At 72.6% G+C, this 25,872-nt stretch carries 22 protein-coding genes; 10 read left to right on the top strand and 12 right to left on the bottom strand.

The window, feature by feature from the left end; translation table 11 throughout:
• Positions 1-149: 149 nt before the first annotated feature.
• Positions 150-2,267 (top strand): DEAD/DEAH box helicase, encoded by a 2,118-nt coding sequence (locus tag FB462_RS06280; protein WP_167510030.1) that lies wholly within the window; start codon positions 150-152, stop codon positions 2,265-2,267.
• Between the two features lie 99 nt (positions 2,268-2,366).
• On the opposite strand, the gene FB462_RS06285 is transcribed toward FB462_RS06280, so the two are convergent.
• Positions 2,367-2,639, bottom strand: coding sequence for a mycoredoxin (locus tag FB462_RS06285; RefSeq protein ID WP_141860762.1), 273 nt, complete (start codon positions 2,637-2,639; stop codon positions 2,367-2,369).
• Between the two features lie 59 nt (positions 2,640-2,698).
• Between FB462_RS06285 and FB462_RS06290 the strand changes: the two genes are divergently transcribed.
• Entirely contained in the window at positions 2,699-4,231 is a 1,533-nt protein-coding gene (locus tag FB462_RS06290; RefSeq protein WP_167510031.1) for a CYTH domain-containing protein, read from the top strand.
• 93 nt (positions 4,232-4,324) lie between these two features.
• Here FB462_RS06290 and FB462_RS06295 read toward each other — a convergent pair whose 3' ends face one another.
• Together FB462_RS06295 and FB462_RS06300 are read right to left on the bottom strand one after the other, a co-directional pair.
• Positions 4,325-6,499: a S9 family peptidase gene (locus FB462_RS06295; RefSeq protein WP_141860766.1), complete on the bottom strand. Its 2,175-nt coding sequence runs from the start codon at positions 6,497-6,499 to the stop codon at positions 4,325-4,327.
• 9 nt (positions 6,500-6,508) lie between these two features.
• A complete protein-coding gene (locus tag FB462_RS06300; protein ID WP_141860768.1) occupies positions 6,509-7,639 on the bottom strand; it encodes a Fic family protein in 1,131 nt (376 codons plus the stop codon).
• A 276-nt stretch (positions 7,640-7,915) separates the two neighbouring features.
• On the opposite strand from FB462_RS06300, the gene FB462_RS06305 reads away from it, so the two are divergent.
• On the top strand, positions 7,916-9,115 hold the full coding sequence (locus FB462_RS06305; protein ID WP_141860770.1) for an amidohydrolase: 1,200 nt from the start codon (positions 7,916-7,918) through the stop codon (positions 9,113-9,115).
• A gap of 162 nt (positions 9,116-9,277) precedes the next feature.
• Here FB462_RS06305 and FB462_RS06310 read toward each other — a convergent pair whose 3' ends face one another.
• Both FB462_RS06310 and FB462_RS06315 read right to left on the bottom strand, forming a co-directional pair.
• Positions 9,278-10,168 carry an aminodeoxychorismate lyase gene (locus FB462_RS06310; protein ID WP_058742579.1) on the bottom strand — a complete coding sequence of 297 codons (891 nt, stop codon included), beginning with the start codon at positions 10,166-10,168 and terminating at the stop codon, positions 9,278-9,280.
• A gap of 40 nt (positions 10,169-10,208) precedes the next feature.
• Complete coding sequence (locus FB462_RS06315) at positions 10,209-10,559, bottom strand: tryptophan synthase subunit alpha (RefSeq protein WP_141860772.1); 351 nt, start codon at positions 10,557-10,559, stop codon at positions 10,209-10,211.
• A gap of 64 nt (positions 10,560-10,623) precedes the next feature.
• On the opposite strand from FB462_RS06315, the gene FB462_RS06320 reads away from it, so the two are divergent.
• Positions 10,624-11,130, top strand: coding sequence for an 8-oxo-dGTP diphosphatase (locus FB462_RS06320; RefSeq protein ID WP_058742581.1), 507 nt, complete (start codon positions 10,624-10,626; stop codon positions 11,128-11,130).
• A 21-nt stretch (positions 11,131-11,151) separates the two neighbouring features.
• Here the strand turns inward: FB462_RS06320 and FB462_RS06325 are convergent, their stop codons facing one another.
• From FB462_RS06325 to FB462_RS06335, 3 genes are all read right to left on the bottom strand, one after another.
• Positions 11,152-11,439, bottom strand: a complete 288-nt coding sequence (locus FB462_RS06325) for a hypothetical protein (RefSeq protein WP_058742582.1) — start codon at positions 11,437-11,439, stop codon at positions 11,152-11,154.
• Positions 11,440-11,469: 30 nt separating this feature from the next.
• Positions 11,470-13,026 carry an ABC transporter permease gene (locus tag FB462_RS06330; protein WP_141860777.1) on the bottom strand — a complete coding sequence of 519 codons (1,557 nt, stop codon included), beginning with the start codon at positions 13,024-13,026 and terminating at the stop codon, positions 11,470-11,472.
• A gap of 124 nt (positions 13,027-13,150) precedes the next feature.
• Positions 13,151-14,839, bottom strand: coding sequence for a cation:proton antiporter (locus tag FB462_RS06335; protein WP_141860790.1), 1,689 nt, complete (start codon positions 14,837-14,839; stop codon positions 13,151-13,153).
• A gap of 116 nt (positions 14,840-14,955) precedes the next feature.
• Here FB462_RS06335 and FB462_RS06340 point away from each other — a divergent pair, with 116 nt between their 5' ends.
• The 3 genes from FB462_RS06340 (at position 14,956) to FB462_RS06350 (ending at position 18,131) form a co-directional block, all read left to right on the top strand.
• Positions 14,956-16,125, top strand: coding sequence for an inorganic phosphate transporter (locus FB462_RS06340; protein WP_229666832.1), 1,170 nt, complete (start codon positions 14,956-14,958; stop codon positions 16,123-16,125).
• Positions 16,125-16,421 carry a hypothetical protein gene (locus FB462_RS06345; protein WP_058742585.1) on the top strand — a complete coding sequence of 99 codons (297 nt, stop codon included), beginning with the start codon at positions 16,125-16,127 and terminating at the stop codon, positions 16,419-16,421. Before FB462_RS06340 ends, FB462_RS06345 begins: the two co-directional genes overlap by 1 nt.
• Positions 16,422-16,646: 225 nt before the next feature.
• Positions 16,647-18,131 carry an aspartate ammonia-lyase gene (locus FB462_RS06350; protein ID WP_141860792.1) on the top strand — a complete coding sequence of 495 codons (1,485 nt, stop codon included), beginning with the start codon at positions 16,647-16,649 and terminating at the stop codon, positions 18,129-18,131.
• Positions 18,132-18,289: 158 nt separating this feature from the next.
• Here the strand turns inward: FB462_RS06350 and FB462_RS06355 are convergent, their stop codons facing one another.
• Together FB462_RS06355 and FB462_RS06360 are read right to left on the bottom strand one after the other, a co-directional pair.
• Positions 18,290-19,375 carry a YihY/virulence factor BrkB family protein gene (locus FB462_RS06355; RefSeq protein WP_141860794.1) on the bottom strand — a complete coding sequence of 362 codons (1,086 nt, stop codon included), beginning with the start codon at positions 19,373-19,375 and terminating at the stop codon, positions 18,290-18,292.
• Between the two features lie 98 nt (positions 19,376-19,473).
• Entirely contained in the window at positions 19,474-20,790 is a 1,317-nt protein-coding gene (locus tag FB462_RS06360) for an MFS transporter (protein WP_141860796.1), read from the bottom strand.
• 68 nt (positions 20,791-20,858) lie between these two features.
• Between FB462_RS06360 and FB462_RS06365 the strand changes: the two genes are divergently transcribed.
• The 3 genes from FB462_RS06365 (at position 20,859) to FB462_RS06375 (ending at position 24,457) form a co-directional block, all read left to right on the top strand.
• On the top strand, positions 20,859-21,230 hold the full coding sequence (locus FB462_RS06365) for an FKBP-type peptidyl-prolyl cis-trans isomerase (protein ID WP_175326216.1): 372 nt from the start codon (positions 20,859-20,861) through the stop codon (positions 21,228-21,230).
• A complete protein-coding gene (locus FB462_RS06370; protein ID WP_114849092.1) occupies positions 21,230-22,066 on the top strand; it encodes an aldo/keto reductase in 837 nt (278 codons plus the stop codon). The genes FB462_RS06365 and FB462_RS06370 overlap by 1 nt, the downstream gene beginning before the upstream one ends.
• A gap of 144 nt (positions 22,067-22,210) precedes the next feature.
• Complete coding sequence (locus tag FB462_RS06375; protein WP_141860798.1) at positions 22,211-24,457, top strand: HelD family protein; 2,247 nt, start codon at positions 22,211-22,213, stop codon at positions 24,455-24,457.
• A gap of 60 nt (positions 24,458-24,517) precedes the next feature.
• Here the strand turns inward: FB462_RS06375 and FB462_RS06380 are convergent, their stop codons facing one another.
• Together FB462_RS06380 and FB462_RS06385 are read right to left on the bottom strand one after the other, a co-directional pair.
• Entirely contained in the window at positions 24,518-24,790 is a 273-nt protein-coding gene (locus tag FB462_RS06380) for a protealysin inhibitor emfourin (RefSeq protein ID WP_141860800.1), read from the bottom strand.
• Positions 24,791-24,807: 17 nt separating this feature from the next.
• The gene (locus FB462_RS06385; protein WP_141860802.1) at positions 24,808-25,863 is read right to left on the bottom strand and encodes a M4 family metallopeptidase; all 1,056 of its coding nucleotides are present in this window, start codon (positions 25,861-25,863) and stop codon (positions 24,808-24,810) included.
• Positions 25,864-25,872: the final 9 nt, after the last annotated feature.

Genomic DNA, 25,872 nt, shown 5'->3' on the forward strand with positions numbered 1-25,872 from the left:
GTCCGCGGGACTCCACCGGACGTCCCGAGGCGGGACCGGCGAACGAGCGGGCCAGGGTGGCCCGTGGACCGGAGCCGCGCCAGGCGCCGGTCGATGACTTCCCGCCACGACGGCGGCTCGCCCGGACACGGGCGGAACAAGGAGGAGCGTTGGCTCGATCAGGCACCCGGCGTGCAGCCGGCGGGACGCGGACCGCGTCGCGTCGGACCAGGCCGCTCGACAACGACGGCGTCATCCCGGTCCTCGCGCGTGCCGTGCGCGAGGTCGAGGCGGCTGCCCAGCGCGGCCCGCTGAAGGCGTCGAACCGGTCGAAGTTCCAGGCCGTGGCCCTGCTCATGCGCGAGGAGCGCGCACGGGTTAAGGCCGACCAGGAGCTCACCGACGCGCAGCGCGCGGAGCAGCTCAAGCGGCTCGACGGCGTCGCGACCATCCTCGCGAAGACCGCGGCCCGCGACACGAGCGTGATCCAGCTGCTGACCGAGGAGGCCTCCGTCAGCGAGGCGACGCGGACCGTCAAGCGGGACATGATGATCGCGGGCGGTATGGAGCTGCAGCCCGAGGAGCTCGTCATCGCGGCGGAACCGTCGCCCGTGGTCGAGAGCCCGGTCCGTTCGGTCGTGCCGCAGGCCGTCGTGCAGCGGCAGCTCGCGAACCCCTTCCTGCCGCCGGACTTCGCGCTCGCCGACCAGCCCGTCGCCCACCCGCGACGCCTGGCGAACTGGGAGCTGTTCGGTCCGCTCTTCAAGTCGTTCGAGTACGGCGCGGGCGGGGGCGCGGCGTCGATGCCGCTGCCGGAGCCCTCGACGCTGCACTCGAAGTCGGGCACCACGCTCATGAAGCACCAGGCGGAGCTCGTCGCCGCCGCGTCGCACGGCCACCGCACGTTCCTGCTCGCCGACGAGCCCGGCCTCGGCAAGACCGCGCAGTCGCTGCTCGCCGCCGACGCGTTCCCGCTGCTGGTGGTCGTGCCGAACGTCGTCAAGACGAACTGGGCGCGCGAGGCCGAGCGCTGGGTGCCGAACCGACGCGCGACGGTCATCCACGGCGACGGCGGCGACCTGGACGGGTTCGCCGACATCGTCATCGTGAACTACGAGATCCTCGACCGGCACGCCGGCTGGCTCGGGTCGTTCGGGTTCAAGGGCATGGTCGTCGACGAGGCGCACTTCATCAAGAACAAGGACTCGCAGCGCTCGCGGTTCGTGCTGCAGATCGCCGAGAAGATCCGGTCGCGGGTCGCGGCGCCGCTGCTCATGGCCCTGACCGGCACGCCGCTCATCAACTCGGTCGAGGACTTCCGGACGATCTGGGAGTACCTCGGGTGGATCGACGACAAGAAGCCCCGTGCGAAGCTCATGAACGAGCTCGAGGACATCGGTCTGACGCCGGCGGACCCCGGGTTCTTCGTCGAGGCACGGAAGGCCGTCATCGACCAGGGCATCGTCCGGCGCCGCAAGGTCGACGTCGCGGCGGACATCCCCGCTCGACGCATCGCCGACATCCCGGTCGAGCTCGACGGCGAAGAGGGCCGCTCGATCCGCGACGCCGAGCGCGAGCTCACCGCGAAGCTCGTCCGTCGGTACCACCAGGCGATCGACGCCCGGACCGGGCAGGACCCCGTCGTCGGCATCGACCACAAGCTCGTCCGCCAGGTCGCCCGCTGGGAGCTCGAGGACCAGGACGCCTCGTCGACCGGCGAGAACGTGTTCTCGATGGTGCGGCGCATCGGCCGTGCGAAGGCGCAGCTCGCGGCGGACTACGCGGCGCAGCTCGCCTCGAACGTCGGCAAGGTCGTGTTCTTCGCGAAGCACCTCGACGTGATGGACCAGGCGGAGGAGGTCTTCGCCCGCCGGCACCTGAAGACCGCGACCGTCCGCGGCGACCAGACGCCCGCGCAGCGCACGGCCGAGATCGACGCGTTCGTGAACGACCCCGAGGTCGCCGTGATCGTCTGCTCGCTCACCGCGGCCGGTGTCGGCCTGAACCTGCAGGTCTCGTCGAACGTCGTGCTCGCGGAGCTGTCGTGGACGAGCGCCGAGCAGACCCAGGCGATCGACCGCGTGCACCGCATCGGGCAAGAGGAACCGGTCACCGCGTGGCGCATCATCGCCGCGCAGACGATCGACACCAAGATCGCCGAGCTCATCGACTCGAAGGCGTCCCTGGCCGCTCGCGCGCTGGACGGCTCGGACGAGGAGCTCGTCGACTCCGGCGACATCCAGCTCGACGCGATGGCGGCGCTGCTCACGGAGGCGCTCTCGCGCTGAGCCCTTCGCGGCGGCGGCGCGGCCCCGCCGATCGCACCCCGGAACGCACAACGCGCCCCGTCACAGTGGGGCGCGTTGTTCGTCTCGGGGTGCGACGTGTCAGATGCGGGACTGGACCTCGGCGAGCGAGGGGTTCGTCGCCGTGCTGCCGTCCGGGAAGACCAGCGTCGGCACGGTCTGGTTGCCGCCGTTGACCTCGGCGACGAGCTCGGCCGTCCCGGGCGTGTGCTCGATGTCGACCTCGCGGAAGGGCACGCCGGCCTTCGTCATCTGGCTCTTCAACCGGGCGCAGTAGCCGCACCAGGTCGTGGTGAACATCGTGACGCCGCCGGCCTTCGGCACGAACGCGTCGCGGGTGATCGTCTCGCTCATGTCCACAGGCTAACCCGGCCGGTTCGGGGAACCCGGTGGCTCCTGGTAGACAGGAGCGCGTGACGGACACGCACCTCGAGATCGAGCGCACCTACGACCTGCCCGAGGGCGGGGACCTGCCGGACCTCATCGGCGTCGGCAGCATCCTGGCGACCGACCACCAGGCGCCGATCGCCCTCGACGCCACCTACTGGGACACCGAGCGCTACGACCTCGTCGCCGCCCGCGTCACCGTCCGCCGACGCACCGGCGGGGCTGACGCCGGCTGGCACATCAAGCGCGCGGCGTCCGACACCGTCCGGCACGAGCAGCACTTCCCCCTGACCGAGGACGCCGACGCCGTCCCGGACGCCGTCCTCGCCGCGCTCTTCACCGAGCGTCGCGGGCGCGGACTCCGCCCGGTCGTCCGCATCACGACGGCGCGCACGATCACCCGCCTCCTCGACGAGGACGGTGAGCAGGTCGCCGAGCTCGCGGACGACCGCGTCGCCGCGCAGCGCCTGGACGACGACGCGCCGACCACGCCGCGCACCTGGCGCGAGGTCGAGGTCGAGACCGTCGACGGCGTGGACGAGCAGGTCGCGCACGAGCTGTTCGCGGCCCTCGACGCGCGCTTCGCGGCCGTCGGCGCCGCCCCGGCCGCCGTCGCGTCCAAGCTGGCACGTGGGCTGGCAGGTGCACCGGCACCGCGCCTCCAGACCGCGGACAAGCCGGAGAAGGGGACCGCCGCCCGCGCGCTGACGAAGCGGCTCAAGAAGCTGCGCAGCAGCTGGCTCGAACAGGAGGCGCGGCTCCGCTCCGGCGGGCAGGCGGACCTCCGCGAGACGGCCCGGACCGCCCTCGGCGTCGCCGCGGTGCTCGGCTCGTACCGGCCGGCGTTCGCCGCGACCGAGGCGGCCGACCACGCGGCCGAGGCGGCGGACGGCCTGGCGGCCGTGACGGCGCGGGCCGCCCTCGCCGACTACCTGCTGGAGCGGCTGCCGTACGCGTCGTCCCCGGCGCAGGACCTGCTCGTCGACGCGATGACCCGGGAGCGCGTGCTCGCGGCCACCCGGGAGCGTCGGGCCGTCGCCGTGCGCGAGGTCGTCGCGTTCCTGCACGGCGAGCCGTACCTCGAACTGCTCGACGCCCTCGACGACGCGGTGGAACGGCCGGCGCCGACGGACTGGGCACTCCGGTCGCCGAAGCACGTCGCGCAGGACGTCTCGGCGATCGAGAAGCCGCGGGTGCGGGAACTCGTGCAGCGCGCGGTGTCCGACGACGACGAGAGCGTGGGCCTGGTCGACCGCGAGGCCTCCGAGCGAGCTGCGACCGAGGACGCCTGGCGCGCGGCCACCCGGGCTCGCGCGGCCATGGACGTCCTCGGCGACGACGCGTTCCCGCACGCGCTGTGGAAGCGGATCGGCGACGCGGCGGACGTGCTCACCGAGCGCGTGCGGTCGCTCCACGCCCTCGACGTGCTGCGGGTGCACTCGGGCATCGCCGAGCGCGGAGGCGAGGGCACCTTCGGCTACGGCGTGCTCGCGGGGGACCGCGTGCGCCTGGCGGAGGAGTCCTACGACCAGGCGGTGCACGCGCTCAACCGCGTGTGACGCCCGGCGCGGGGGCACGACTCCATGCGCTCAGCGACACTCCACGCGGCGGTCAGCCCGTGAGGTGTCGCTGAGCGTGTGCGATCGACGGACTCAGCCGGCGGCGATCGGCTCAGCGGACGCGGCGGCCGGGTTCACCTCGGCGAGCCCGAGGACGTCGAGCAGCCAGGCGAGCTCGAATGCCCGCTCCTTCCACGAGTCGTACCGGCCGCTCACCCCGCCGTGGCCCGCGGCCATCTCGGTCTTCAGGAGCACCGGCGCACCGACCTCCCGCAGCTTGGCGGTCCACTTCGCGGGCTCGACGTAGAGCACCCGGGTGTCGTTGATCGACGTCACGGCGAGGATCCGCGGGTACTGCACGTCGTCGCGGACGTTCTCGTACGGCGTGTACTCGCTCATGTACCGGTAGACCTCGGGGTCGTGCAGCGGGTCGCCCCACTCGTCCCACTCGATCACGGTCAGGGGCAGGTCCGGGTCGAGGATGCTCGTCAGGGCGTCGACGAAGGGCACCGCGGCGAGGATCCCGGCGAAGCGCTCCGGCGCCAGGTTCGCGACGGCGCCCATCAGGAGTCCGCCCGCGCTGCCGCCCTCGGCGACGAGCCGGTCGGCGCTCGTGCGCCCGGTGTCGATGAGGTGCTCGGCGACCGCGACGAAGTCGGTGAAGGTGTTCTTCTTCGTGAGGGTCTTGCCGTCCTCGTACCAGTGCCGGCCCATCTCGCCGCCGCCGCGCACGTGCGCCACGGCGAACACGACGCCGCGGTCGAGCATCGAGAGCCGCATGACGCTGAAGCCCGGGTCGATGGAGTGCTCGTAGGAGCCGTAGCCGTACAGGTGCAGCGGGGCCGGACGGTCCGGGTCGACGGCGTCACGGCGCCAGACGAGCGAGACCGGGACCTTCGTGCCGTCCGCCGCGGTCGCCCAGTCGCGCTCCTGCACGTAGTCGTCGGGGTCGTAGCCGCCGAGCACCGGCTGCCGCTTGAGCACCGTGACCTCGCCGGTCGCCAGGTCCAGGTCGCTCACCTCGGACGGCGTGACGAAGGACGTGTACCCGATCCGCAGCGTCGGCTGGTCCCACTCGGGGTTGCCGCCGAGCCCCGCGGAGAACAGGGCCTCGTCGAAGGGGACCTCGTGCGCGTCGCCGTAGCCGTCGCCCTCGATGGGGATGACCGCGACGCGCGGGAGCGCCTCGGACCGGTACTCGAGCGCCAGGTGGCCGGCGAAGGCGTCGACCGACTCGATGCGCCGCTCGGGGTGGTGCGCGACGACGACACGGCGGTCCTGCTCGGACGTCGGGTCGTCGGCCGGGACGTCGACGAGCTCGAAGTTCTCGGCGCCGTCGTTGTGCAGGACGAGGAACCGGTCGCTGCCGCCGACGATCGCGTGCTCGATCTCGTACTCGACGCCCTCGCGGCGCGGCCACACGACCTGGAACTCCCCGGTCGGGTCCGCCGCGTCGAGGACGAGTGCCTCGGACGTGATCTTCGACCCGAGCTCGATGACGATGTACTGCGACGACCGGGTGACCCCGACACCGACCCAGTAGCGGTCGTCCGGCTCCTCGAAGACCACGACGTCGTCCGCAGCCGCCGAGCCGACGGCGTGCCGCCAGATGCGGTCGGGTCGCCAGGACTCGTCGACGGTGGGGTAGAAGACGTAGCGGCCGGACGGGTCGAACGTGGCGCCGCCGCCGGTGTTCGGGATCTCGTCGCCGAGGTCCTGCCCGGTGGTCAGGTCTCGGACGTGCAGCGTGTACCGCTCGTCGCCCTCGACGTCGACGCCGTAGACGAGCCGGGTGCCGTCGTCGCTCAGGTCGTAGCTGCCGAGCGAGAAGAAGTCGTGCCCCTCGGCCAGGGCGTTGCCGTCCAGGACGACTTCTTCCCCGGGCAGGGTGCCGTCTCCGTCGCCGACGCTCGGGGGCGTCCAGTCGTCCGGGCCGGCGATCGGGGCTCGGCAGTGCACCCCGTACTGGCTGCCCTCGGCCGTCCGCGTGAAGTACCACCAGCCGCCCATGCGCACGGGCACGGAGAGGTCGGTCTCCTGCACGCGGTTCTTGACCTCGGCGAAGATCCGATCGCGCAGCGGTCCGAGGTGCTCGGTCGCCGCGTCGGTGTGGGTGTTCTCGGCTTCGAGGTACGCGAGCGTGTCCGGAGACTCCTTGTCGCGCAACCACTCGTAGTCGTCGACGAAGTCGATGCCGTGGTGGCTCCGGGTGACGGGCCGCTTCGCGGCGGACGGAGGGGTGGTGGCCTGGGCGTGCTCGCTGCTCACCGACCCAGCCTATGCGTCGCCCCCGGAGCGCCGCTCGTGCTCGAGTCGGCGCGCCCGTGCCTCGACCCCGTCGCGCACTCGCTCCGTGAAGGCGTCGAGCTCCCGGACGACGGCGGGCGCGACCCACGCCCGCCGTCGCCGCCGCGTGGTGACCGGGCGGAGCGCACCGGCGGCGCACAGGTCCTCGACCACGGCGTCGAGCGCCTCCGGCCCGGCGACCGGGTCCACCACGGTGAGGAGCCGTTCGGCAGCGTCCTCGGTCAGCACGCCGTCGGTGTCGAGCCCGCGTCCGACCACGGCGTGCAGTCCCGTCGCGCACACCGTCGCCGCCCGGTCGGACGCGGCCTCGGCGAGCAGGAGCCCCGTGACGAGGGCTTCGTCGGCGGCGGCCCCGAGGGCGATCGCGAGGTCGCGGACCCACTCGTCCACGGCGCCGTCCCGGTACCGGTCGAGGTGCGCGAAGTAGCGGTCCCGGTCGGCGACGAGCGCGGCCGACACCGGTGCGCTGACGGTCCGGGTCACCCCGCGCCGCCGGAGCACCGCGGCGACGAGCGCCCGGCCGATCCGTCCGTTGCCGTCGGTGAAGGGGTGGATCGATTCGAACTGTGCGTGCGCGAGCGCTGCCTGCGCGACCGGGTGCAGGTCGTCCCGGTCGAGGAACGCGAACAGGTCCGCCATCAGTCCGGGCACGAGGTCCGGCGGCGGCGGCACGTGGGTGGCGAGTCGGGGCGTGGCCCCGCCGCCGATCCAGTTCTGCACCGTCCGGTACCGTCCGGCGACCGGGCCGTCCACCGGGTCGTCGCGCAGCAGCCTGCGGTGTGCCGCGAGCAGGGCGTCCTCGTCGATCCGCCCCGACCGGGCGGCGTCGACGAAGCCCTCGAGGGCCGCAGCGGCGTGCACCATCACGGTGGCGCTCGTGTTCGCCCGGATCCCGACGAGCGCCCGGGCGACGTCCTCGAGCCCCGCGCTCTCGTGCTCGATGCGGGACGAGGCGACGACGTCCGTGCGGAGGAGCATGCTCCGGAGCGGCCCGGTGCCGTCCGCGTCGTCGAGGGCGCGGAGCGCGAGGGCGGTCCGGGCGAGCAGCGCGGCCGTGCCGTCGTCCGGTGCCCAGTCGAGGTCGGCGATCCGTGGTGGCACGGAGACGGTGACGGTGCGGAGCTCACGGTCGGCGCGGGAACCGCGTCCGGTGCTCCGCCACGGACGCTCCTCGCGCCGGTGCGACGGCCATCGCCGGTCGTCCGGGACAGGGCCAGCGGCAGCACCGGGAGCAGGATCAGGCAGGGTCACGAGGGCTCCTCCGGGCTCGTCCGACCGGGTGCCCCACGCACCCGGGACCGACGACGCTAGGACCCGCCGCCGCTCCACGGCCAGCAATCCACATGTCGCATGCACGGACGGTCGTACCGTGGTGACATGCGCAACTCCTTCGTCGTCACCGGGGCGCACGTCGTCCCCGTCACCGCTCCGCAGTTCGACGGCGGCGCCGTCGTCGTCCAGGACGGCCGCATCACCGCGGTCGGCCCGGACGTCACCCCGCCACCCGGCCTGCCCGTCGTGGACGCCGCCGGCGCCTGGCTCGTCCCCGGCTTCGTCGAGGCGCACGGCCACGTCGGCATCCACGAGGAGGCCAACGGCTGGGCCGGCAACGACACGAACGAGATGACCGACCCGAACACCGCGGCCGTCCGGGCGATCGACGCCGTGGACATCGACGACGAGGGCTTCCGCGACGCCCTGTCCGGCGGGATCACGAGCATCGTCGTGAAGCCCGGCTCCGGCAACCCGATCGGCGGCCAGACCGTCGCGATCAAGACCTGGGGCGGCCGCACGATCGACGAGCAGCTCATCTCCGACGCCGTGAGCGTGAAGAGCGCCCTCGGCGAGAACCCCAAGCGCGTGTACGGCGAGAAGGGGAAGACCCCGTCGACACGCCTCGGCGTCGCGAAGGTCATCCGCGAGGCGTTCGTCGCCGCGCAGGACTACCGCGCCGCACGGGACGCCGCGGCGGCGAAGGGGGAGCCCTTCACCCGCGACCTGACGAAGGAGACCCTGGTCCGCGTGCTCGACGGCGAGCTCGCCTGGGACCAGCACGTGCACCGGCACGACGACATCGCGACCGCGCTGCGCCTGGCCGACGAGTTCGGCTACCGGCTCGTCGTGAACCACGGGACCGAGGCGCACAAGATCGCCGACCTGCTCGCCGAGCGGGACGTCCCGGTGATCTACGGCCCGCTCTTCACGAGCCGCTCGAAGGTCGAGCTCCGCGACCGCGGCATCCCGAACCTCGCGGTCCTCGCAGCCGCGGGTGTCCGGGTGGCGATCACGACCGACGCACCCGTCGTGCCGATCAACATGCTCGTCGACCAGGCCACCGCGGCCGTCAAGGAGGGGCTGCCCTGGCAGACCGCGCTCGAGGCGCTCACGGTCAACCCGGCCGACTTCCTCGGCTTCGGGGACCGCGTCGGTCGCATCGAGACCGGCTTCGACGCCGACCTCGTCCTGTGGGACGGCGACCCGCTCGCCTCGACCAGCCGCGCGACGCGCGTCTGGATCGAGGGCGCGTCCGTCTTCGAGTGGGCCGACGGGACGGGCGTCACCACCCCGCGCTGGTGACCGGACGGCGGACGGAAGGACGTGGCGACCCCGCCACGATCCTCCCGTCTGCCTCCCTCCACCCGCAAGACGCGACGTCAGCGGTTCCTCGCAGCGCTGTGACGCTGCGGAGAACCGCCCACGTTGCGTTCTGCGAAACCGACCGGGGGAAAGCAGTGGGGGCTACTGCTCGCGGGACAGCAGGAAGTCGTTGATGCGCTCGGTCATCGCCAGGTCCATCGCCCGGGTGACCCCGTTGACGGACCGGACCGGGGCCGCCTGTCGGACGCTCGAGAGCAGCCACAGGGCGTCCGCCGCCTCGAGGTCCGCGAGCGTGACCAGTTCGTACGACGTGGCGATCCCCTCGCCCTCGGCGAAGCGGAAGACGTCGGCCTGCGTGGTGCCGGCGAGGATGCCGATGTCCGTCCGGGGCGTCACGAAACGCCCGTCGACGGCCATCACGAGGTTGGCGCGCGTGCCCTCGAGCACGTAGCCGTCCGTCGAGACGAAGAGCGCGTCGTCCGCCCCGCGTCGCTCGGCCTCGCGCAGGGCGGCCATGTTCACCGCGTACGACAGCGTCTTCGCGCCCTGCAGCAGCCACGGCGAGGTGCGCTCGACGTCGTGCCGGTAGCCGCGGTCGAGCGTGACGACCGCGATGCCCTCGGTGCGTGCGACGCTCTGGTCGCCGGACGGCGCCGCGTAGACCCAGCCGGTCGGGCGGCCGGAGCCCTCGACGCCCCGGGTCATGACGGTCTTCGCGAACGCCTCGTGCACCGGGTCGAGGCGGGCGCACACGGCCTCGATCGCCTGCCGCCAGGCGTCGACGTCCGGCTCCGGCAGGTCGAGCATGGCGGCGCTCCGGACGAACCGCGCCAGGTGCGGCTCGAGCGCCTGCGGGCGGCCGTCGACGACCGTGATCGTCTCGAAGACCCCGTCGCCGCGGATCGCCCCGAGGTCCTGGACCTGCAGGTGCTCCTCGAGCGGCTTCGCCCACGTGTACGCGTCGGCCGACGGGTCGTGGGGGTCGGCGTGCCGCGATGGCTGGTTGAGGACGGCGAGGACGGTGTCGGTCATGCCCCCATCCAACCGCAGGTCGGTCGGCCCGGAGCGCAGGTCAGTGGTCGCCGGGGAGCGCGCCCATGAGCTTCCACACCGCGGGGGTCAGCTCGGGGTGCAGCAGGGCGATGCGGCGCAGCCGGTGGTACTCCTCGCCGAGCTCGGTGCCGTGCCCGGAGGCCGGGTGCACCGCCCAGTGCGCGCTCCGCTGCCCGATCGCGGCGTCGAGCTCGACGGACTCGGTCCGCAGGATCAGCACGACCTGCTCGTCGACAGTGGGCAGGAGCGGCATGAACTCCCACGGGTCCTCGCCCGCGCGGCTGCGGTGCTCGACGAGCATCGCGATCTCCTCGGCGGCCTCGGCGCGCAGCACTTCGAGGCTGCGCCCGGTCCTGCGGGGCTCAGCCATGGTGCCCCCGCAGCACGCCTGCCATGGAATCAGCGTACGGCAGATCGTCCGACAGACTGGACGCGTGACCGAGCGCGACGAGAGCAAGTCCCAGCACGCCCCGGTGGTCGTCGTGTACCTGCTCCGCGACGGCGACGCCGGCCCGGAGGTCCTGCTCGGCGAGAAGCGGCGCGGGCTCGGGACGGGCCGCCTGGTCGGTCCGGGCGGCAAGCGCGAGACCGGCGAGCCGCCGGTGGCGGCCGCCGTGCGCGAGGTGCAGGAGGAGGTCGGCCTGCGGCTCGACCCCGCCGACCTGGAGGCTCGTGGCACGTTGGACTACCGGTTCCCGTACCGTCCGTCCTGGTCTCAGGTCTCGGACGTGTTCGTCTGCCGCCGTTGGCACGGCAGCCCGTCGGGCAGCGACGAGCTCGAGCCGCGGTGGATCCCGGTCGACGCCGTCCCGTACGACGCGATGTGGGACGACGCGCGCTACTGGCTGCCGGCCGTGCTCGCCGGGGGAGCGGTGGACGCGCGCTTCACCTTCGCCGAGGACAACGCGACGGTGTCCGGCTTCAGCGGCACCGGGGTCTGACGGCGGGACCCGTCGGCGACGTCAGCGCTGCGCCTGCGTGCGGGTGCTGCCGGTCCGCGCCTCTTCCGCGGCGGCGATGACCTCGGCGTCACCGCTCCGGCCGCCGAGCGGGCGCACGAAGAAGTCCACGATGCCGACCGCGATCGCGGCGAGCACGGCGAACATCGCCCAGCCGACGAACAGCCCGGCGACGTTCCGCCCGTCGGCGGGAGCGAGGACCACGCTCGTGACCCAGAGCCCTGCGGCGAGCACGAGGAACACGACGACGGCGGTGACGAGCGTGCGGTGCCAGACGGTGCGGGAGTCCATCGCGCCAGGATACGCCGGAGCAGGCGTCACTCAGCGCTCCGCGTGCCGCCCGTGCTGCGGCTCCGGGGTGCGTGACGCGTCCGTCCGCGGGACGGGACGCGTGCGCGGACCGTTCCCCGCGCCTCCCGGCCGCCCTGGACCGGTCCGGTCCGCCGGACGCACCACGGGGATCCGGCCCGTCTGCGGTGCCTGCCCCTCGAGCCCGTCCCGGCCACCCGTGAAGACGTCGCCGCCGACGCGGTCGTCCTCCCAGTCGTCGTCGCGCAGGACGCTCAGCGTGCCGGTCTCGGTCGAGGTCAGCCCGTGCCGCTCGAGCTCGGCGTCGCGCTGCTTGCCCAGGAACTCGCGGTTGGCGTTCTGGGTGTCCTGGAACATCGTCGTGCGGCCGTTCACGATCGCCGCGATCCGCCGCCGTTCCCAGAGCTTCTTGCCGAAGAACATCAGCACGAGCCCGGCCGCGGCGTAGCAGGCCATCGTGAGCAGGCCGCGGCCGAAGCCCGGGCCGACGCCGTAGATCTCGTGCTTGATCATGTCGACCATGCTCGAGCCGACGACGACGTTGTTCAGCCACGCGAACGGCTCCGGCATGAACCACTTCGGGTACGCACCGCCGGAGGACGGCATCGACAGGAAGACGAAGCAGATCATCGCGGGGGCGGCGATGAACCGTCCGACGAAGTAGCTCAGGCCGTTCACGGCCAGGCCGATCGCGACGATCCAGCCCCAGGCGATCAGGACGAGTTCGATCCAGTGGCCCTGGATCGCGCCGACGACCGGCCCGGCGAGCGTGTTCGTGATGAGCGAGATGACGAGGCCGCCGACGACGATGACCGTCATCCGGGTGCGGTGCCGGAGCGGGCCGCCCATGATGCCGATGAACATCGCGACCATGTAGCCGCCGATGCACCACGCGAGCATGACGTACATCGCGACGGTGCCGTACTCGTCGTACGCGGGCAGGGGTGCCAGTTCGGTGACGGTCGGGGCGGCGGCGCCGGTCGCGGTGAGGACGCTCGTCAGCGTCGCGGGGACGAGCGAGGCCACCTGGAACTGGTGCGCGCTGGCCTTGAAGACCTCGTTGGTCGACGGGTCGTACGCCACCGCCATCGTGCCGGCGAGCACGTCGCGCTTCGCCTGGGCCAGCGAGTCGTACAGGTGGAACACGTACTCGCCCGGCAGTGCCTTGTCGACGGCGGCGACGAGCGTCGGGTCGCTGCCGACGAGCGCCACGGGCACGTCGTGCGGGTGCGGGGCGTGGAACGCGAAGACGTAGCAGAGGCAGAAGCCGACGATGAAGAACAGCGGCATCCAGAGCTGGAGGCCGATGAGCTGCAGCGACGGGTGCAGCGTGCCGTACCAGCGGCGGTAGCGGCTGATCCGCTGCGGCTCCGGCACGGGCGCCTGGCGGACCCGGGTGGCGCGGGCGCCGGTCGACCGGCTCCCGGCGACCGGGGCACCGCGGCGGGGCTTCGAGCCGCCCCGCGTGGAGGGCCGGGTCTGCCGGGGCTTCGGCGCGGCGGTGCGCGGCGCTCCGTCTCGATCAGGGAGGTCGTGGTTCCTGGGGACGTCGTTCCGCGGCTCGCTCACTCGGCGCTGTGCTCCTTCTGCTGGTCGGAGCGTCACGATACGCCCGGTGCACTCACCGTGCGCCGAGAGCGTGCGGTTGCGGTGCCGCGCCCGCGCGTGCACCGCCCGCGTGCCCGGCCGCTCGTCAGGAGCGGCTGCGGGACGCCTGGGCCGAGTCCATCGCGAGTTCCTCGGCGTCGAGCGTCACGAGCACGCGGCGCATGACCTCCTCGTCGAGGTTCCCCTTCTCGCGCTCCTCGAGCACGATCTCCCGCCGTCGGTCGAGCAGCTCGCGCCGGATGTCCTGGATCTGCGCGCCCCGGAGGCGCATCGGGGCGTTGCGTTCCTCGTCCTCTTCTTCCTCGGCGTCGCGGCGGAAGGTCTCGGCCTGGCGCTCGAGCCGGGCCTTGAGGCGGTTCACCACAGAGTCGACGGCCGCGGCCCCGTACTGCTCCGACCACGCCGGCCGACGGCGCTCGAGCAGCGCGATGGCCGCCTCGGTCGTCCGTTGGTTCAGGCGCATCTCGCTGCGGACGTCCTCCTCGCCCTCGCCGGGGTCCTGCACGCGGAGCGCCCGGATCACGAACGGCAGCGTCAGGCCCTGCAGCAGGAGCGTGCCGACGGTCACGACGAACGCGATGATGAAGATCGTGTCCTGCGCCTTGATCTGCACGGGGTCGGCCACGACGGCGACCGCGGCCGCGAGCGTCACCACACCGCGCATACCGGTCCACGAGATGACGAGCAGCTCCCGCCAGTTGAGCTTCGGTTCCGCGGAGCCCCGCAACCACCGCAGCGACGGGTGTCCGCGGGACAGACGGATGCGCAGCGGCCGGAGCCACCGTCCGTTGAAGCGGTTCCGCACGTAGGACTCGAACACGAACAGCGGGCGGACCAGGATCACGACGAGGAGCACGACGGCGGCCGCGGTGAGCGTCTGCGTCAGGCTCCGGTCGCTCTCGAGGAGGTCCTGCACCACGGTCTTCAGCTGCAGGCCGATGAGCGCGAAGACGAACCCCTCGAGGATGACGTCGATGCTCGTCCACAGCGGACGTTCCTGCAGCCGGGTGGCGTAGCCCTCCTTCGGCGAGTTGTAGCCGATGTACAGGCCCGCCGTGACGACCGCGATGACCCCGGACCCGGACAGGTGCTCGGCGAGGACGTACGCGACGAAGGGCAGCAGGATGCTCATGATCGTCTCGACCACGGGGTCGTTGATGCGCATCCGGATCCAGTGCACCGCGACGCCGAGCACGATCCCGACCGCGAAGCCGACGCCGATCGCGAGCCCGAAGATCCCGAGGTCCTGCCAGATCGTCAGCGAGGTGCCCGCGGCGATGAGCGTGAAGACCCGCACGAGCGTCAGCGACGCCGCGTCGTTGATCAGGCTCTCGCCGGACAGCACCGTCATCACCCGGCGGGGGAGTCCGAGCTTCCGGCCGATGGACGCCGCGGACACCGCGTCCGGCGGGGCGACGACGGCACCGAGCAGGATCGCCGCGGGCCAGTCCATGTCCGGGATGAGCAGGTAGGCGGCGACCGCGACCGCGAGGGCCGTGATGATGACGAGGAAGATCCCGAGGCGGCGGATCTGCTTGATCGACTGCCGGAAGCTCTGCCACGACACGTCGAGTGCCGCCGAGTACAGCAGCGGCGGCAGGACCACCGTCAGGATCACCTCGGAGTCGATCGTGATCTCCGGCAGTCCGGGGACGAACGAGACCGCGAGGGCGACCGCCGTCACGAGCAGCGGCGCGGGGAGGCCCTTCGCCCGCGCGAACCCGGTCACCGCGAGGGAACCGATCAGCAGGATGAGGAGTTCCGCGGTGTCCATGGCCCTCATCCTCCCATCCGGGTCGTACCGAACCTGAACGACCCCGCAGGCGTGGTGAACACCGGGTGAACGGCAGGGTTTGTGCTCAGCGGTCCGGCCTGGGACACTTTCCCGCGGTGGACATCACACTCATAGTCGTCCTGGTCATCGCGTTGGCCCTGTTCTTCGACTTCACAAACGGTTTTCACGACACCGCCAACGCGATGGCGACGCCGATCGCCACGGGCGCCATGAAGCCCAAGGTGGCGGTCACGGTCGCCGCGGTGCTCAACCTGATCGGCGCGTTCCTCAGCACCGCCGTCGCGACGTCGACCTCGCACGGGCTGATCAACGAGGGTCCCGGCGGCGTCGCCATCACGCCGGAGATGATCTTCGCCGGGCTCATCGGCGCGGCGATCGTCGGTGCCGGCTTCGGGGCGGTGAACTACGCGGCGCTCCTGACCGTCGTCATCATCCCGGCGTTCCTGTCGCCGGTGATCGCGGCGCTCGTCTCGCTCCTCGCCACCCGCATCGCCTACCGCGTCACGCGCCGTCCGGTCTTCCCGAACGAGCGCGGCGGCTTCCGGATCGGGCAGGTCTTCACGAGCTCGATGGTGTCGCTCGCGCACGGCACGAACGATGCGCAGAAGACGATGGGCGTCATCACGCTGACGCTGATCGCCTCCGGTGCGCAGTCCGCCGACTCCGGCGTCCAGTTCTGGGTCATCGTCGCCTGCGCGCTCGCGATCGCCCTCGGCACGTACACCGGCGGCTGGCGGATCATCCGCACGCTCGGCTCCGGCATCACCGAGATCCGCGCGACGCAGGGCTTCGCGGCCGAGGCGTCCACCGCCGCCACGATCCTGGCGTCGAGCCACCTCGGCTTCGCGCTCTCCACCACGCAGGTGTCGTCCGGCTCGATCATCGGCGCCGGCCTCGGTCGCCGTGGCTCGAAGATCCAGTGGTCGACCGCGGGCAAGATCGTCATCGCCTGGTTCATCACGCTCCCCGCCGCCGCGGCGGTCGGCGCGGTCGCCTCGGGCATCGCGCTCCTCGGCGTCACCGGGCTCGTCATCGACGCGGTCGTCGGTGCCGCCGTGATCCTCGGCCTGTACCTGTGGTCGCTGCGGAAGCCCCACGAGCAGGCGATCGAGGTCGACGTGGCCGCGAACGCGGTGTTCACCCGCAAGGAGCTCCGCGACATGCAGCGCAAGAAGCGCGCCGCCCGGGTCGCCGAGCGCCGTGCGGAACTGAGCCGCGAGCGCACCCTGCGCCGCATGGCGGGACGGAACGGAGGACGCCGCTGATGGGCATCGACTGGTTCGCCTTCCTGACCGTCGCGATCGTCGCGGTCGTCTCCGCGTGCTTCGTGGTCCTCGTCTACTCGATCGGCCTGCGCCTCTGGAGCGCCGCCGACACCCGCGCCGGCAAGTACACCGTCAAGGACGACGGCACGGTCGGCCCCGCCACCGCCGGCTTCCCCCAACCGGGCGTGGTGCAGCCCGGCGTCCGCGCGTTCCGCGCGCTCGCCGTCGCCTGCTTCGCGGTCTCCGGCATCGCCGTGCTCTACGGGATCTACCTGATCGTCCCGCAGTTCCACTGACGCGGGTCGCGGTCGCGACCACCAGACGGACGGACGGGAGGCGCGTGGCGACGCCGCCACGGGCCTCCCGTCCGTCCGTCTGGTGGCGTTCTGGGCCCGCGGGAGATCCGTGGAGCAGGTCTCGTCGGGTCTGCGGATCGGACCCGACGTGAACTGCTCCATCGATGTGACTCGCGCACACCAGCCTGCCGGACCCGACCGGCCGGACGGGCTAGCCTCGGACGGGTGACCGGCAACGAAGCACCACGAACGCGCACCGAGACCGACTCCCTGGGGTCCCGCGAGGTCCCCGCCGACGCCTACTGGGGCATCAACACCCTGCGGGCGAAGGAGAACTTCCCGATCACCTCGGTGCCGATCGCGGTGTACCCGGACCTGGTCGAGGCGCTCGCGACCGTCAAGCAGGCGGCGGCACGGGCGAACAAGGCGATCGGCGTGCTCGACGCGGAGCGTGCCGACGCGATCGACCGGGCCGCGCAGGAGGTCCGCGACGGTGCCCTCCGAGACCAGTTCGTCGTCGACATCGTCCAGGGCGGTGCCGGGACCTCGACGAACATGAACACGAACGAGGTGCTCGCGAACCGGGCCCTCGAGCTCCTCGGTCGCGAGAAGGGCGACTACGGGTACCTGCACCCGATCGACCACGTCAACCGCAGCCAGTCGACGAACGACACCTACCCGACGAGCATCAAGCTCGCGATGATCCTCGGCGTGCAGCGGCTCGTCGAGCAGCTCACCCTGCTGTCCGACGCCTTCGCCGAGCGCGGCCACGCGTTCGCCGACGTCCTGAAGATCGGGCGCACCCAGCTGCAGGACGCCGTGCCGATGACCCTCGGGCAGGAGTTCACCGGCTTCGCGCACACCATCCAGGAGGACGTGCTCCTGCTGCGCACCGTGATGCCGCTGCTCGCGGAGACGAACCTCGGGGCGACGGCGATCGGCACGGGCATCACCGCCGACCCGCAGTACCGGGACGAGGTGCGCCGGCAGCTCCAGGTCGCGAGCGGGCTGGACATCGTCACGGCCCCGGACCTCATCGAGGCGACGAGCGACGCCGGGGCGTTCATGACGCTGTCCGGCACCGTGAAGCGCAGCGCCGCCAAGCTCTCGAAGATCTGCAACGACCTGCGGCTGCTCGCCTCGGGACCGCAGGCCGGCCTGGGCGAGATCACGCTCCCGGCACGCCAGGCGGGGTCGTCGATCATGCCCGGCAAGGTCAACCCGGTCATCCCCGAGGTCGTGAACCAGATCGCGTTCGCCGTCGCCGGGGCGGACACCACCGTGACGATGGCGGCCGAGGGCGGGCAGCTGCAGCTCAACGCCTTCGAGCCGATCATCGCGCACTCGATCCTGCAGTCGCTGCAGTGGATGGCGAGCGGGTGCGCGACGCTCCGGATCAACTGCGTCACGGGGATCCAGGCGAACGAGGCGAAGCTCGCGGCGCAGGTCGACACGAACGTCGGCGTCGTCACCGCGCTGACGCCGTACATCGGCTACGCGGCGGCGGCGTCGATCGCGCACACGGCGCTGACCACGTCGACGCCGATCGCGACGCTCGTCACCGCGGCGGGGCTGATGGACGAGGACCAGGTCCAGCGCGTCCTGAGCCCGGCGCGACTGTCGGGCATCGAGCTGGCGACCGGCGCCATCCCGGTCGTCACCGAGGAGATGTTGGACGCCGAGGCCGCCCGGGTGCACCGCGAGCGCTGAGCCGCTCGCCCGTTCCCCGTTCCGCGTTCTCCGTTCCGCGGAACGCAAGGACGGCGGTTCCTCGCAGCGACGTTCCGCTGCGAGGAACCGCCCACGTTGCGTTCTGCGGGCAGCCCCACCCCGCCCGGCCCGGCCGAGCCCGTCTCCGCCGCTCCGCGCTACGGCAGGGGACGCTCCCCGGCCCGGACCTGCCGGGACATCGCCCGCAGGTGCTCGGCGACGGGGTCGGGCTCGTCGTCCTCGGCCGCCCGCTCGAGCGCCGCGGTCCGCACGTCCTGGGTGGCCCGGATGTCCTGGTCCCGCCATCGTGCGAGCGTGAAGTTCCGCGTGACGTCCCGGAGCGGCAGCCGGATCGACTCGTCCGCCTCGATGCCGGCGAGCAGCTGGCGCATCCGGATCACCTCGGAGTCGAGTTCCCCGCCGACGACGAGCACGAAGTTCGAGATGTACAGGTAGACGAGCAGCAGGATCGCGCCACCGAGCCACCCGTACGCCCGGTTCCCACCCCCGCCGATCGTCTCGACGTAGACCGAGAAGCCCAGGGTCGCGAGCGCCCACGTCACGATCGCGAACCCGGCGCCGGAGGACACCCAGCGCAATCGCGGCGTCCTCACGTTCGGTGTCGCGTAGTACAGCACCGCGACCATCACGACGAGGTCGACCGCGAGGACCGGCCACTTCGCCACGTTCCACACGTCGTCGATCCAGGGCGCCCACCCGAGCTGCCGGATGATCGCCGCGGAGATCGTGGGGGTGCCGAGCAGGATGACGATCGCGATCGCCCCGCCGACCATGACGAGCAGCGTGACGAGGAGCATCATCGACCGGAACTTCCAGATCCGCCGCCCCTCCTCGACCTCGTACGCGGTGTTCATCGCGCGGCCGAACGCGGTCGCGTACCCGGACAGCGACCAGAGCGTCAGCACGACCCCGATCGAGAAGCCGAGCCACGGGTTGTCGAGCGTCAGCAGCTGCCGGAGCGGCCCCTCGAGGTGCTGCGCGGTCTCCGGACGCACGATGAACCCGAGCACCTGCACGACGTCGGTCAGGCTGTCACCCTGCCGGTCCACGACGGACAGTGCGGACACCACCGCGAGGGCGGTCGGGAACACCGTCAGCAGGGCGAAGAACGTCAGCGAGGCGGCGGCGTCCACGACGCGGTGCCGGATGACCGAGTGGTAGGTGCGCTGGACGACCGCGCGGACCCCGGTCCGCTGCAGGTCGCGCGAGGCGCTGTCGGGCATGCGATGTACGGTACCCGACCCCGTACCGGCCGGGAGGATCGTGGCGACCCCGCCACGCGCCTCCCGTCCGCCCCTGGTCGCGCCCGAGGGCGGCGCGCTCAGTTCGCGTGCGGGTCCAGCGCGTCGTAGCGGCGGAAGGACGGCACGAGCCGGAGCAGCAGCGCGACCAGGCCGATGATGAGCACGCCGCCGATGACCGGCGGGTACGCGATCCCTGCCGCGACGACCAGTCCGGCGTACAGGTCACCGAGCCGCGGACCACCGGTGACGACCACGATGAAGATGCCCTGCAGACGACCGCGCATCCCGTCCGGCGACGCCGCCTGCAGGATCGTGTTGCGGAAGACCGAGCTGACGTTGTCCGCCCCGCCGGCCAGCGCCAGGAACAGCGCGGCCAGCCCGAGCGCCGGCAGGATCTCGACGCCGAACGCCTCGCCCGACCGGCCGCCGAGGACGTGCGCCAGCGCGATGACCACGCCGAACGCGGCGATCGCGCCGCCGTAGGCCGTGATGGCCCAGCCGACGGCCTCGCCCTGGCGGCGCACGTGCCCGAGCGGGCCGGAGAACACGCTCGACAGCAACGCGCCGACGGCGTACGCGGCGGTGAGCGTGCCGACCGTGATCGACCCGCCGCCGATGACCAGCGCGCCGATCGCGGGGAAGAGCACGCGGGGCTGCCCGAACGTCATCGCGACGATGTCGAGCACGAACGTCATGGTGATGTTGCGGGAGCGTCGGAGGAACCGCGCACCTTCGATCAGCGAGCCGAGCCCGGGCTTCAGGGCACCGTGCTCCGCCGCCATCCGGGGCAGCGTGAAGACCCCGAGGAACGCGAACGTGAACAGGACGACGTCGATCGTGTAGGTCGGCGCGAACCCGACACTCGCGATGAGGACGCCGGCGATCGCTGGCCCGACGGTGACCTGGAAGCCGGACGCGATGCCGCCGAGGGCGCTCGCCGCGGGGAGCAGGTCGGTGCCGACGAGCCGCGGGACGATCGCGGACCGGGACGCGTTGCTGACCGTGGCCGCGACGGCGTTCACGGTCGCGAGGACGTAGAGGAGCGCGACGCTGTGCAGTCCGAGCCAGGCGTGCGTCGCGATGAGGGCGACCGCGGCCCACGCGACGATCGCGGACACCAGGGCGACGAGCCGCCGGTCGAACGCGTCCGCGAGCATGCCGCCGTAGAGTCCCGCGACGATCATCGGGACGAGGGCGATGACGCCGACGAGGGCCACCGCGAAGGTGGAGTGGGTGATCTCGTAGACCTCGAGCCCGACCGCGACGGTGGTCATCTGCGTGCCGATGCCGGCGATCGCCGTGCCGGTCCACAGCCGCGCGAACGCGGGGGAGCGGCGGAGCGGGGTGAGGTCGGCGAGCAGGCGGCGGCGCGGGGCGGTGTCGGATCGTGTCACGGTGGAACCATTCTGGGGCCTCGGCGGGCTGGACGGCGTTGCCCGCGCGAACTGGTTGACTGGCGGGCATGACTGACCTGAACAGCAAGCCCGAGTTCGACGCCCCCGAGGGTCCGGCCCCCACCGAGCTCGTGATCACCGACATCGTCGAGGGCTCCGGCGACGAGGCCACCGCCGGCTCGACCGTCAAGGTGCACTACGCCGGCGTCGAGTACGAGACCGGCGAGGAGTTCGACAGCTCCTGGAACCGTGGCGAGCCCATCGACTTCCCGCTCGCGGCGCTCGTGCGCGGCTGGCAGGAGGGCATCCCCGGCATGAAGGTCGGCGGTCGCCGGAAGCTCGTCGTCCCGCCGGAGCTCGCCTACGGCCCCGCCGGTGGCGGCCACTTCCTGTCCGGCAAGACCCTGATCTTCGTGATCGACCTGCTCGGGGTCCGCTGATGCAGGTCGGCGCCCCGACGATCGAGCTGAACGACGGCCACCGTCTCCCGGAGCTCGGTCTCGGCACGTACGGACTGAACGGCGACGAGGGCGCCGCCGCGGTCGGCGCGGCGATCGCGGGCGGCTACCGGCTGCTCGACACCGCGCTGAACTACGGCAACGAGGACGCCGTCGGCCGCGCCGTCCGGGACGCCGAGGTGGACCGCGAGGACATCGTGGTCACCTCGAAGCTCCCCGGCCGGCACCACGGCTACGACGAGGCGCACCGCTCGGTGGACGAGACGCTCGCGAACCTGGGCCTCGAGCGGGTGGACCTGTACCTGATCCACTGGCCGAACCCGTCCGTCGACAAGTTCGTCGAGACGTGGAAGGCGTTCGTCGACCTGCGGGACAGCGGCAAGGTCCGTTCGATCGGTGTCTCGAACTTCACGCCCGAGCACCTGACGCGGATCATCGACGCCACGGGTGTCGCCCCGGCCGTCAACCAGGTCGAGCTGCACCCGTACTTCCCGCAGGCAGCGCTCCGGAAGGTGCACGCCGACCACGGGATCGTCACGGAGAGCTGGAGCCCGCTCGCGAAGCGCTCCGAGCTGCTCACCGAGCGCCCGGTCACCGACGCGGCCGCGGCGCACGGGGTCACCCCTGGTCAGGTCGTGCTCCGCTGGCACGTCCAGCTCGGCGCGGTGCCGGTGCCGAAGTCGGGCGACGCCGACCGGCAGCGCGAGAACCTCGACGTCTTCGGCTTCGCGCTGACCGACGACGAGGTCGCCGCGATCTCCGCCCTCGAGCGCGGGCGCCTGTGGGACGGCGACCCGGACACGCACGAGGAGATGTAGGGGCTGACGCCCCAGCGGACGGGAGGCACGTGGCGGGTCCGCCACGTGCCTCCCGTCCGTCGCGGTCCGGACCGCTGCTGCGCGGCACGGAGTGTCGGTCCGGCGGGACTACACTGGACACCCCTGTTTCCCGAAGGGTGGCGTGTGTCCGAACCGACCGAGATCGACCGCGAGCGCGGCTACGTGGACGGGCTGTTCGCGCGGCTCGACGAGCTGACGGCGGAGGCCGAGCAGCGGCTCGCCGAGACCCGTCGACAGACGGTCGGTGGCAACCACCAGAGCCGCAGCGAGCGTGACGCGTACGCGCGGCTGTACGAGGACACCATCGCGACGCTCGACCGGGTCGGCGACCGCCTGGTGTTCGGTCGGCTCGAGGTCTCCGAGCCGGACGACGACGAGGACACCTTCCGCTACATCGGCCGTGTCGGCCTGCGGGACGACGAGCACCGCCCGCTCCTGCTCGACTGGCGCGTCCCCGGGGCGAGCGCCTTCTACCAGGCGACCGCGGCGCACCCGATGGGCATGCGCGCCCGCCGGCACCTGACCCTCGACGGCCGCACCGTCGTCGGCGTCGAGGACGAGGTCTTCGACGCGACGCTCTACGACGACGAGCGCACGCACCTGCAGGGCGAGGGCGCGCTGCTCGCGGCGGTCACGGCGGAGCGCACCGGCCGGATGACCGACATCGTCGCGACGATCCAGGGCGAGCAGGACCGGATCATCCGCTCCCCGCTCGAGGGCGTCCTCATCGTGCAGGGCGGCCCCGGCACGGGCAAGACCGCCGTGGCGCTGCACCGTGCGGCGTACCTGCTCTACTCGCACCGCGAGCGCCTGCGCGGCTCCGGGGTGCTCATGGTCGGGCCGTCGTCGGCGTTCCTCACGTACATCGAGCAGGTGCTCCCGTCGCTCGGCGAGACGGGCGTCGTGATGGCGTCGCTCGGGTCGCTGTACCCGGGCCTGCACGCGACCACGCACGACCACGGCGACGTCGCCGCGGTGAAGGGCTCGGCGCAGATGGCCGCCCTGCTCCGCCGGGCGGTGCGCTCGCGCCAGGTCGTGCCGACCGCGTCCGTGACGCTCGACGTCGAGGGCGAGCGGCTCACCGTCCCGCCGCAGCTCGTGGCCGACGCCATGAAGCGCGCGCAGGACCGGGGGAAGCCGCACAACGTCGCCCGGGTGACGTTCAACAAGATCGCCCTCGACGCGATGACCCGCCTGCTCGCCGACCAGCTCCGGGAGCGGGGCACCACGGTCGACGAAGCCGACGAGAAGGTCCTCCGCGAGGACATCCGCAGCTCGTACGACGCCCGCGTGCTGCTCAACACCGCGTGGCTGCCGCTGCCGCCGGAGAAGTTCCTCGAGGACCTCTACGCCCGGCCGAACTGGCTCGCGTCGCTCACGCCGGACTGGACCCCGGCGAAGCGCGCACTGCTCGAACGCCCGCGCGGCTCGGGCTTCACGGTCGAGGACGTTCCGCTCCTCGACGAGGCGGCAGAGCTCCTCGGCCCGTTCGACCCGACGGGCGGGGCCGCGAAGCGCCGTGCGAAGGCGAGCCACGCCCGCGACGTCGAGAACGCGCGGCAGGCGATCGAGAACATGGGCGTCGAGGGCATCGTCACCGCGGAGCAGGTCGCCGGCTCCTTCGCCGAGGGCGGGGACCCCCGCACCACGGCAGAGCGCGCCGCCGAGGACCGCGAGTGGACCTACGGGCACATCGTGGTCGACGAGGCGCAGGAGCTCTCGCCGATGCAGTGGCGCGTCCTCGCCCGCCGCAACCCGCTCCGGTCGTTCACGATCGTCGGCGACATGGCGCAGGGGTCGTCGCCGGCCGCGGCCCGCTCGTGGGACGACGTCGTCGGCGCGCTCGCCCGTCGTCGCCGGGGTCGTGCGCCGCTCGTGCCGATCGAGCACCGCATCGCGGAGCTCACCGTGAACTACCGCACGCCGCGGTCGATCGTCCAGGCCGCCGGCGCGTTCGCGGACGCCGCCGGGCTCGCCGTCACCCGGACCGAGGCCGTGCGGGACGGCGACCCGGTGGACCGCGTTTCGGTGTCCCGGGAGGCGCTGCTCGACAGGGTCGCAGAACTCGTGCTGTCCGAGCGCGACCGGATCGGCTCCGGCACCGTCGGCGTGATCGTGCCCGAGGCGTCGGTGTCTGCGGTCCGGGAACGGCTCGCGGCGACGCAGGCCGACGTCCGGGGGCTCGGCTCGCCGCGTCCGGGGTCGGTCACGGTGCTCACGGGTGCCGACGCGAAGGGCCTGGAGTTCGACGGCGTGCTGCTCGTCGACCCCGAGCGGGTCGGGGCCGACGCGGCACGTGCGGCCGCGGCCGTCTACGTCGCGATGACCCGGCCGACCCGGCGGCTCGTGGTCGTCGACGTCACCGACTGACGACCGCGCCCGTCCGGGTCGACCGACCGGACGGGCGGGACGCGGTCAGGCGGGACGCGGTCAGGCGGGGTCGCCTTCGTTCCGCACCCGTGAGACGAGCGCGGCCCATGGTCCGTCGAGCTGGCTGCCCGGGATCTCGACGGTCGTCCGCGCGACCGTGACGGTCCACGTGAAGTCGTCCGGCACCGTGCGGCGACGCGCGCCGGGCGACTCGTGGGGGAGCGCGCCGACGAGCTCGTGCCAGGCGTCCGGGTCGGCACACGACTCCGTGTCGACCCGCCAGCCCCGCGTCAGGCCGGCGAGTCCACCGCTGCGACGGACGACGATCTGCATGCCCCGGTTGTACGCCGTCACGACGCGGTGTGGACGCCCACCGTCCGCCAGGCGTCGCGGACCGCCGTCCACTCGGTCGACCCGGCACCGAAGCGGGCCGACGCGGCGTCGAGCGTGACGCCCGCGAAGCCCGCGAAGTCGATCCCCGCGGTGGTCGACGGCGAGACCAGCGCGTCCCACCAGACCGCGCCGGCACCCTCCCACGCCCGACCCCCGATGGCCGTGGCGGCGAGGAAGAAGGCGTGGTTCGGGATGCCCGAGTTGACGTGCACGCCGCCGGAGTCCTCGGTGGTCTGCACGTACCCGGCCATCGTCGCCGGCTGCGGGTCCTTGCCGAGCACCGGGTCGTCGTACGCGGTCCCCGGCGCCCGCATCGAGCGGAGCGCGACCCCGTGCACCGCGTCCGTGAAGAGCCCCTCGCCGATGAGCCAGCTCGCCTGGTCGACGGTCTGCCCGGCGGTGTACTGCGCGACGAGCGAGCCGAAGACGTCCGACACCGACTCGTTGAGCGCGCCGGACTGCCCCTCGTACGTCAGGTCGGCGGTGTGCTGCGTGACGCCGTGCGCGAGCTCGTGGCCGATCACGTCGAGGGCGATCGTGAAGCGGTTGAACACCTCGCCGTCACCGTCGCCGAAGACCATCCGCTGCCCGTCCCAGTACGCGTTGTCGTAGTCCTGCCCGTAGTGCACCGTGGCGTCGAGGGGGAGTCCCGCGCCGTCGACCGAGGCCCGCCCGAACACGTCGAGCCAGAAGGCGTGCGTCGCGCCGAGGCCCGCGTACGCCTCGTCCGTCGCGGCGTCGTCGGTGTCCGGCTCGCCCTCGCGGCGGACCACCCGCCCGGGCAGGGTCGTGCCGCCGGCCGCGTCGGCGATCGTCCGCTGCGGGGAGCGGTCGACGGTGCCGACGACGCCCTGGGGACGGATGCGGTGCTCCCGCTTCGGCGCCGCGACCGCGGTCATCTCGCCCAGGGCCGTCCGGGCGGCCGCGGCGGCGCGGGGGTGCTCGGCGGCGTCGGCGACGGCGCGGAGCAGGTAGGGCGGGACGACGGAGCGGATGCGGTCGGGCGCGGTCATGGCGTCATG

It is taken from the genome of Curtobacterium citreum, assembly GCF_006715175.1.
GTDB lineage: Bacteria > Actinomycetota > Actinomycetes > Actinomycetales > Microbacteriaceae > Curtobacterium > Curtobacterium citreum.

What these genes read in the sequence shown, in the direction of transcription:
- FB462_RS06285 (WP_141860762.1), bottom strand. Translation starts at nt 2,639, where the DNA reads ATGAGCGAGACGATCACCCGCGACGCGTTCGTGCCGAAGGCCGGCGGC.
- FB462_RS06305 (WP_141860770.1), top strand. Translation starts at nt 7,916, where the DNA reads ATGCGCAACTCCTTCGTCGTCACCGGGGCGCACGTCGTCCCCGTCACC.
- FB462_RS06310 (WP_058742579.1), bottom strand. Translation starts at nt 10,168, where the DNA reads ATGACCGACACCGTCCTCGCCGTCCTCAACCAGCCATCGCGGCACGCC.
- FB462_RS06315 (WP_141860772.1), bottom strand. Translation starts at nt 10,559, where the DNA reads ATGGCTGAGCCCCGCAGGACCGGGCGCAGCCTCGAAGTGCTGCGCGCC.
- FB462_RS06325 (WP_058742582.1), bottom strand. Translation starts at nt 11,439, where the DNA reads ATGGACTCCCGCACCGTCTGGCACCGCACGCTCGTCACCGCCGTCGTC.
- FB462_RS06335 (WP_141860790.1), bottom strand. Translation starts at nt 14,839, where the DNA reads ATGGACACCGCGGAACTCCTCATCCTGCTGATCGGTTCCCTCGCGGTG.
- FB462_RS06345 (WP_058742585.1), top strand. Translation starts at nt 16,125, where the DNA reads ATGGGCATCGACTGGTTCGCCTTCCTGACCGTCGCGATCGTCGCGGTC.
- FB462_RS06355 (WP_141860794.1), bottom strand. Translation starts at nt 19,375, where the DNA reads ATGCCCGACAGCGCCTCGCGCGACCTGCAGCGGACCGGGGTCCGCGCG.
- FB462_RS06365 (WP_175326216.1), top strand. Translation starts at nt 20,859, where the DNA reads ATGACTGACCTGAACAGCAAGCCCGAGTTCGACGCCCCCGAGGGTCCG.
- FB462_RS06370 (WP_114849092.1), top strand. Translation starts at nt 21,230, where the DNA reads ATGCAGGTCGGCGCCCCGACGATCGAGCTGAACGACGGCCACCGTCTC.
- FB462_RS06380 (WP_141860800.1), bottom strand. Translation starts at nt 24,790, where the DNA reads ATGCAGATCGTCGTCCGTCGCAGCGGTGGACTCGCCGGCCTGACGCGG.
- FB462_RS06385 (WP_141860802.1), bottom strand. Translation starts at nt 25,863, where the DNA reads ATGACCGCGCCCGACCGCATCCGCTCCGTCGTCCCGCCCTACCTGCTC.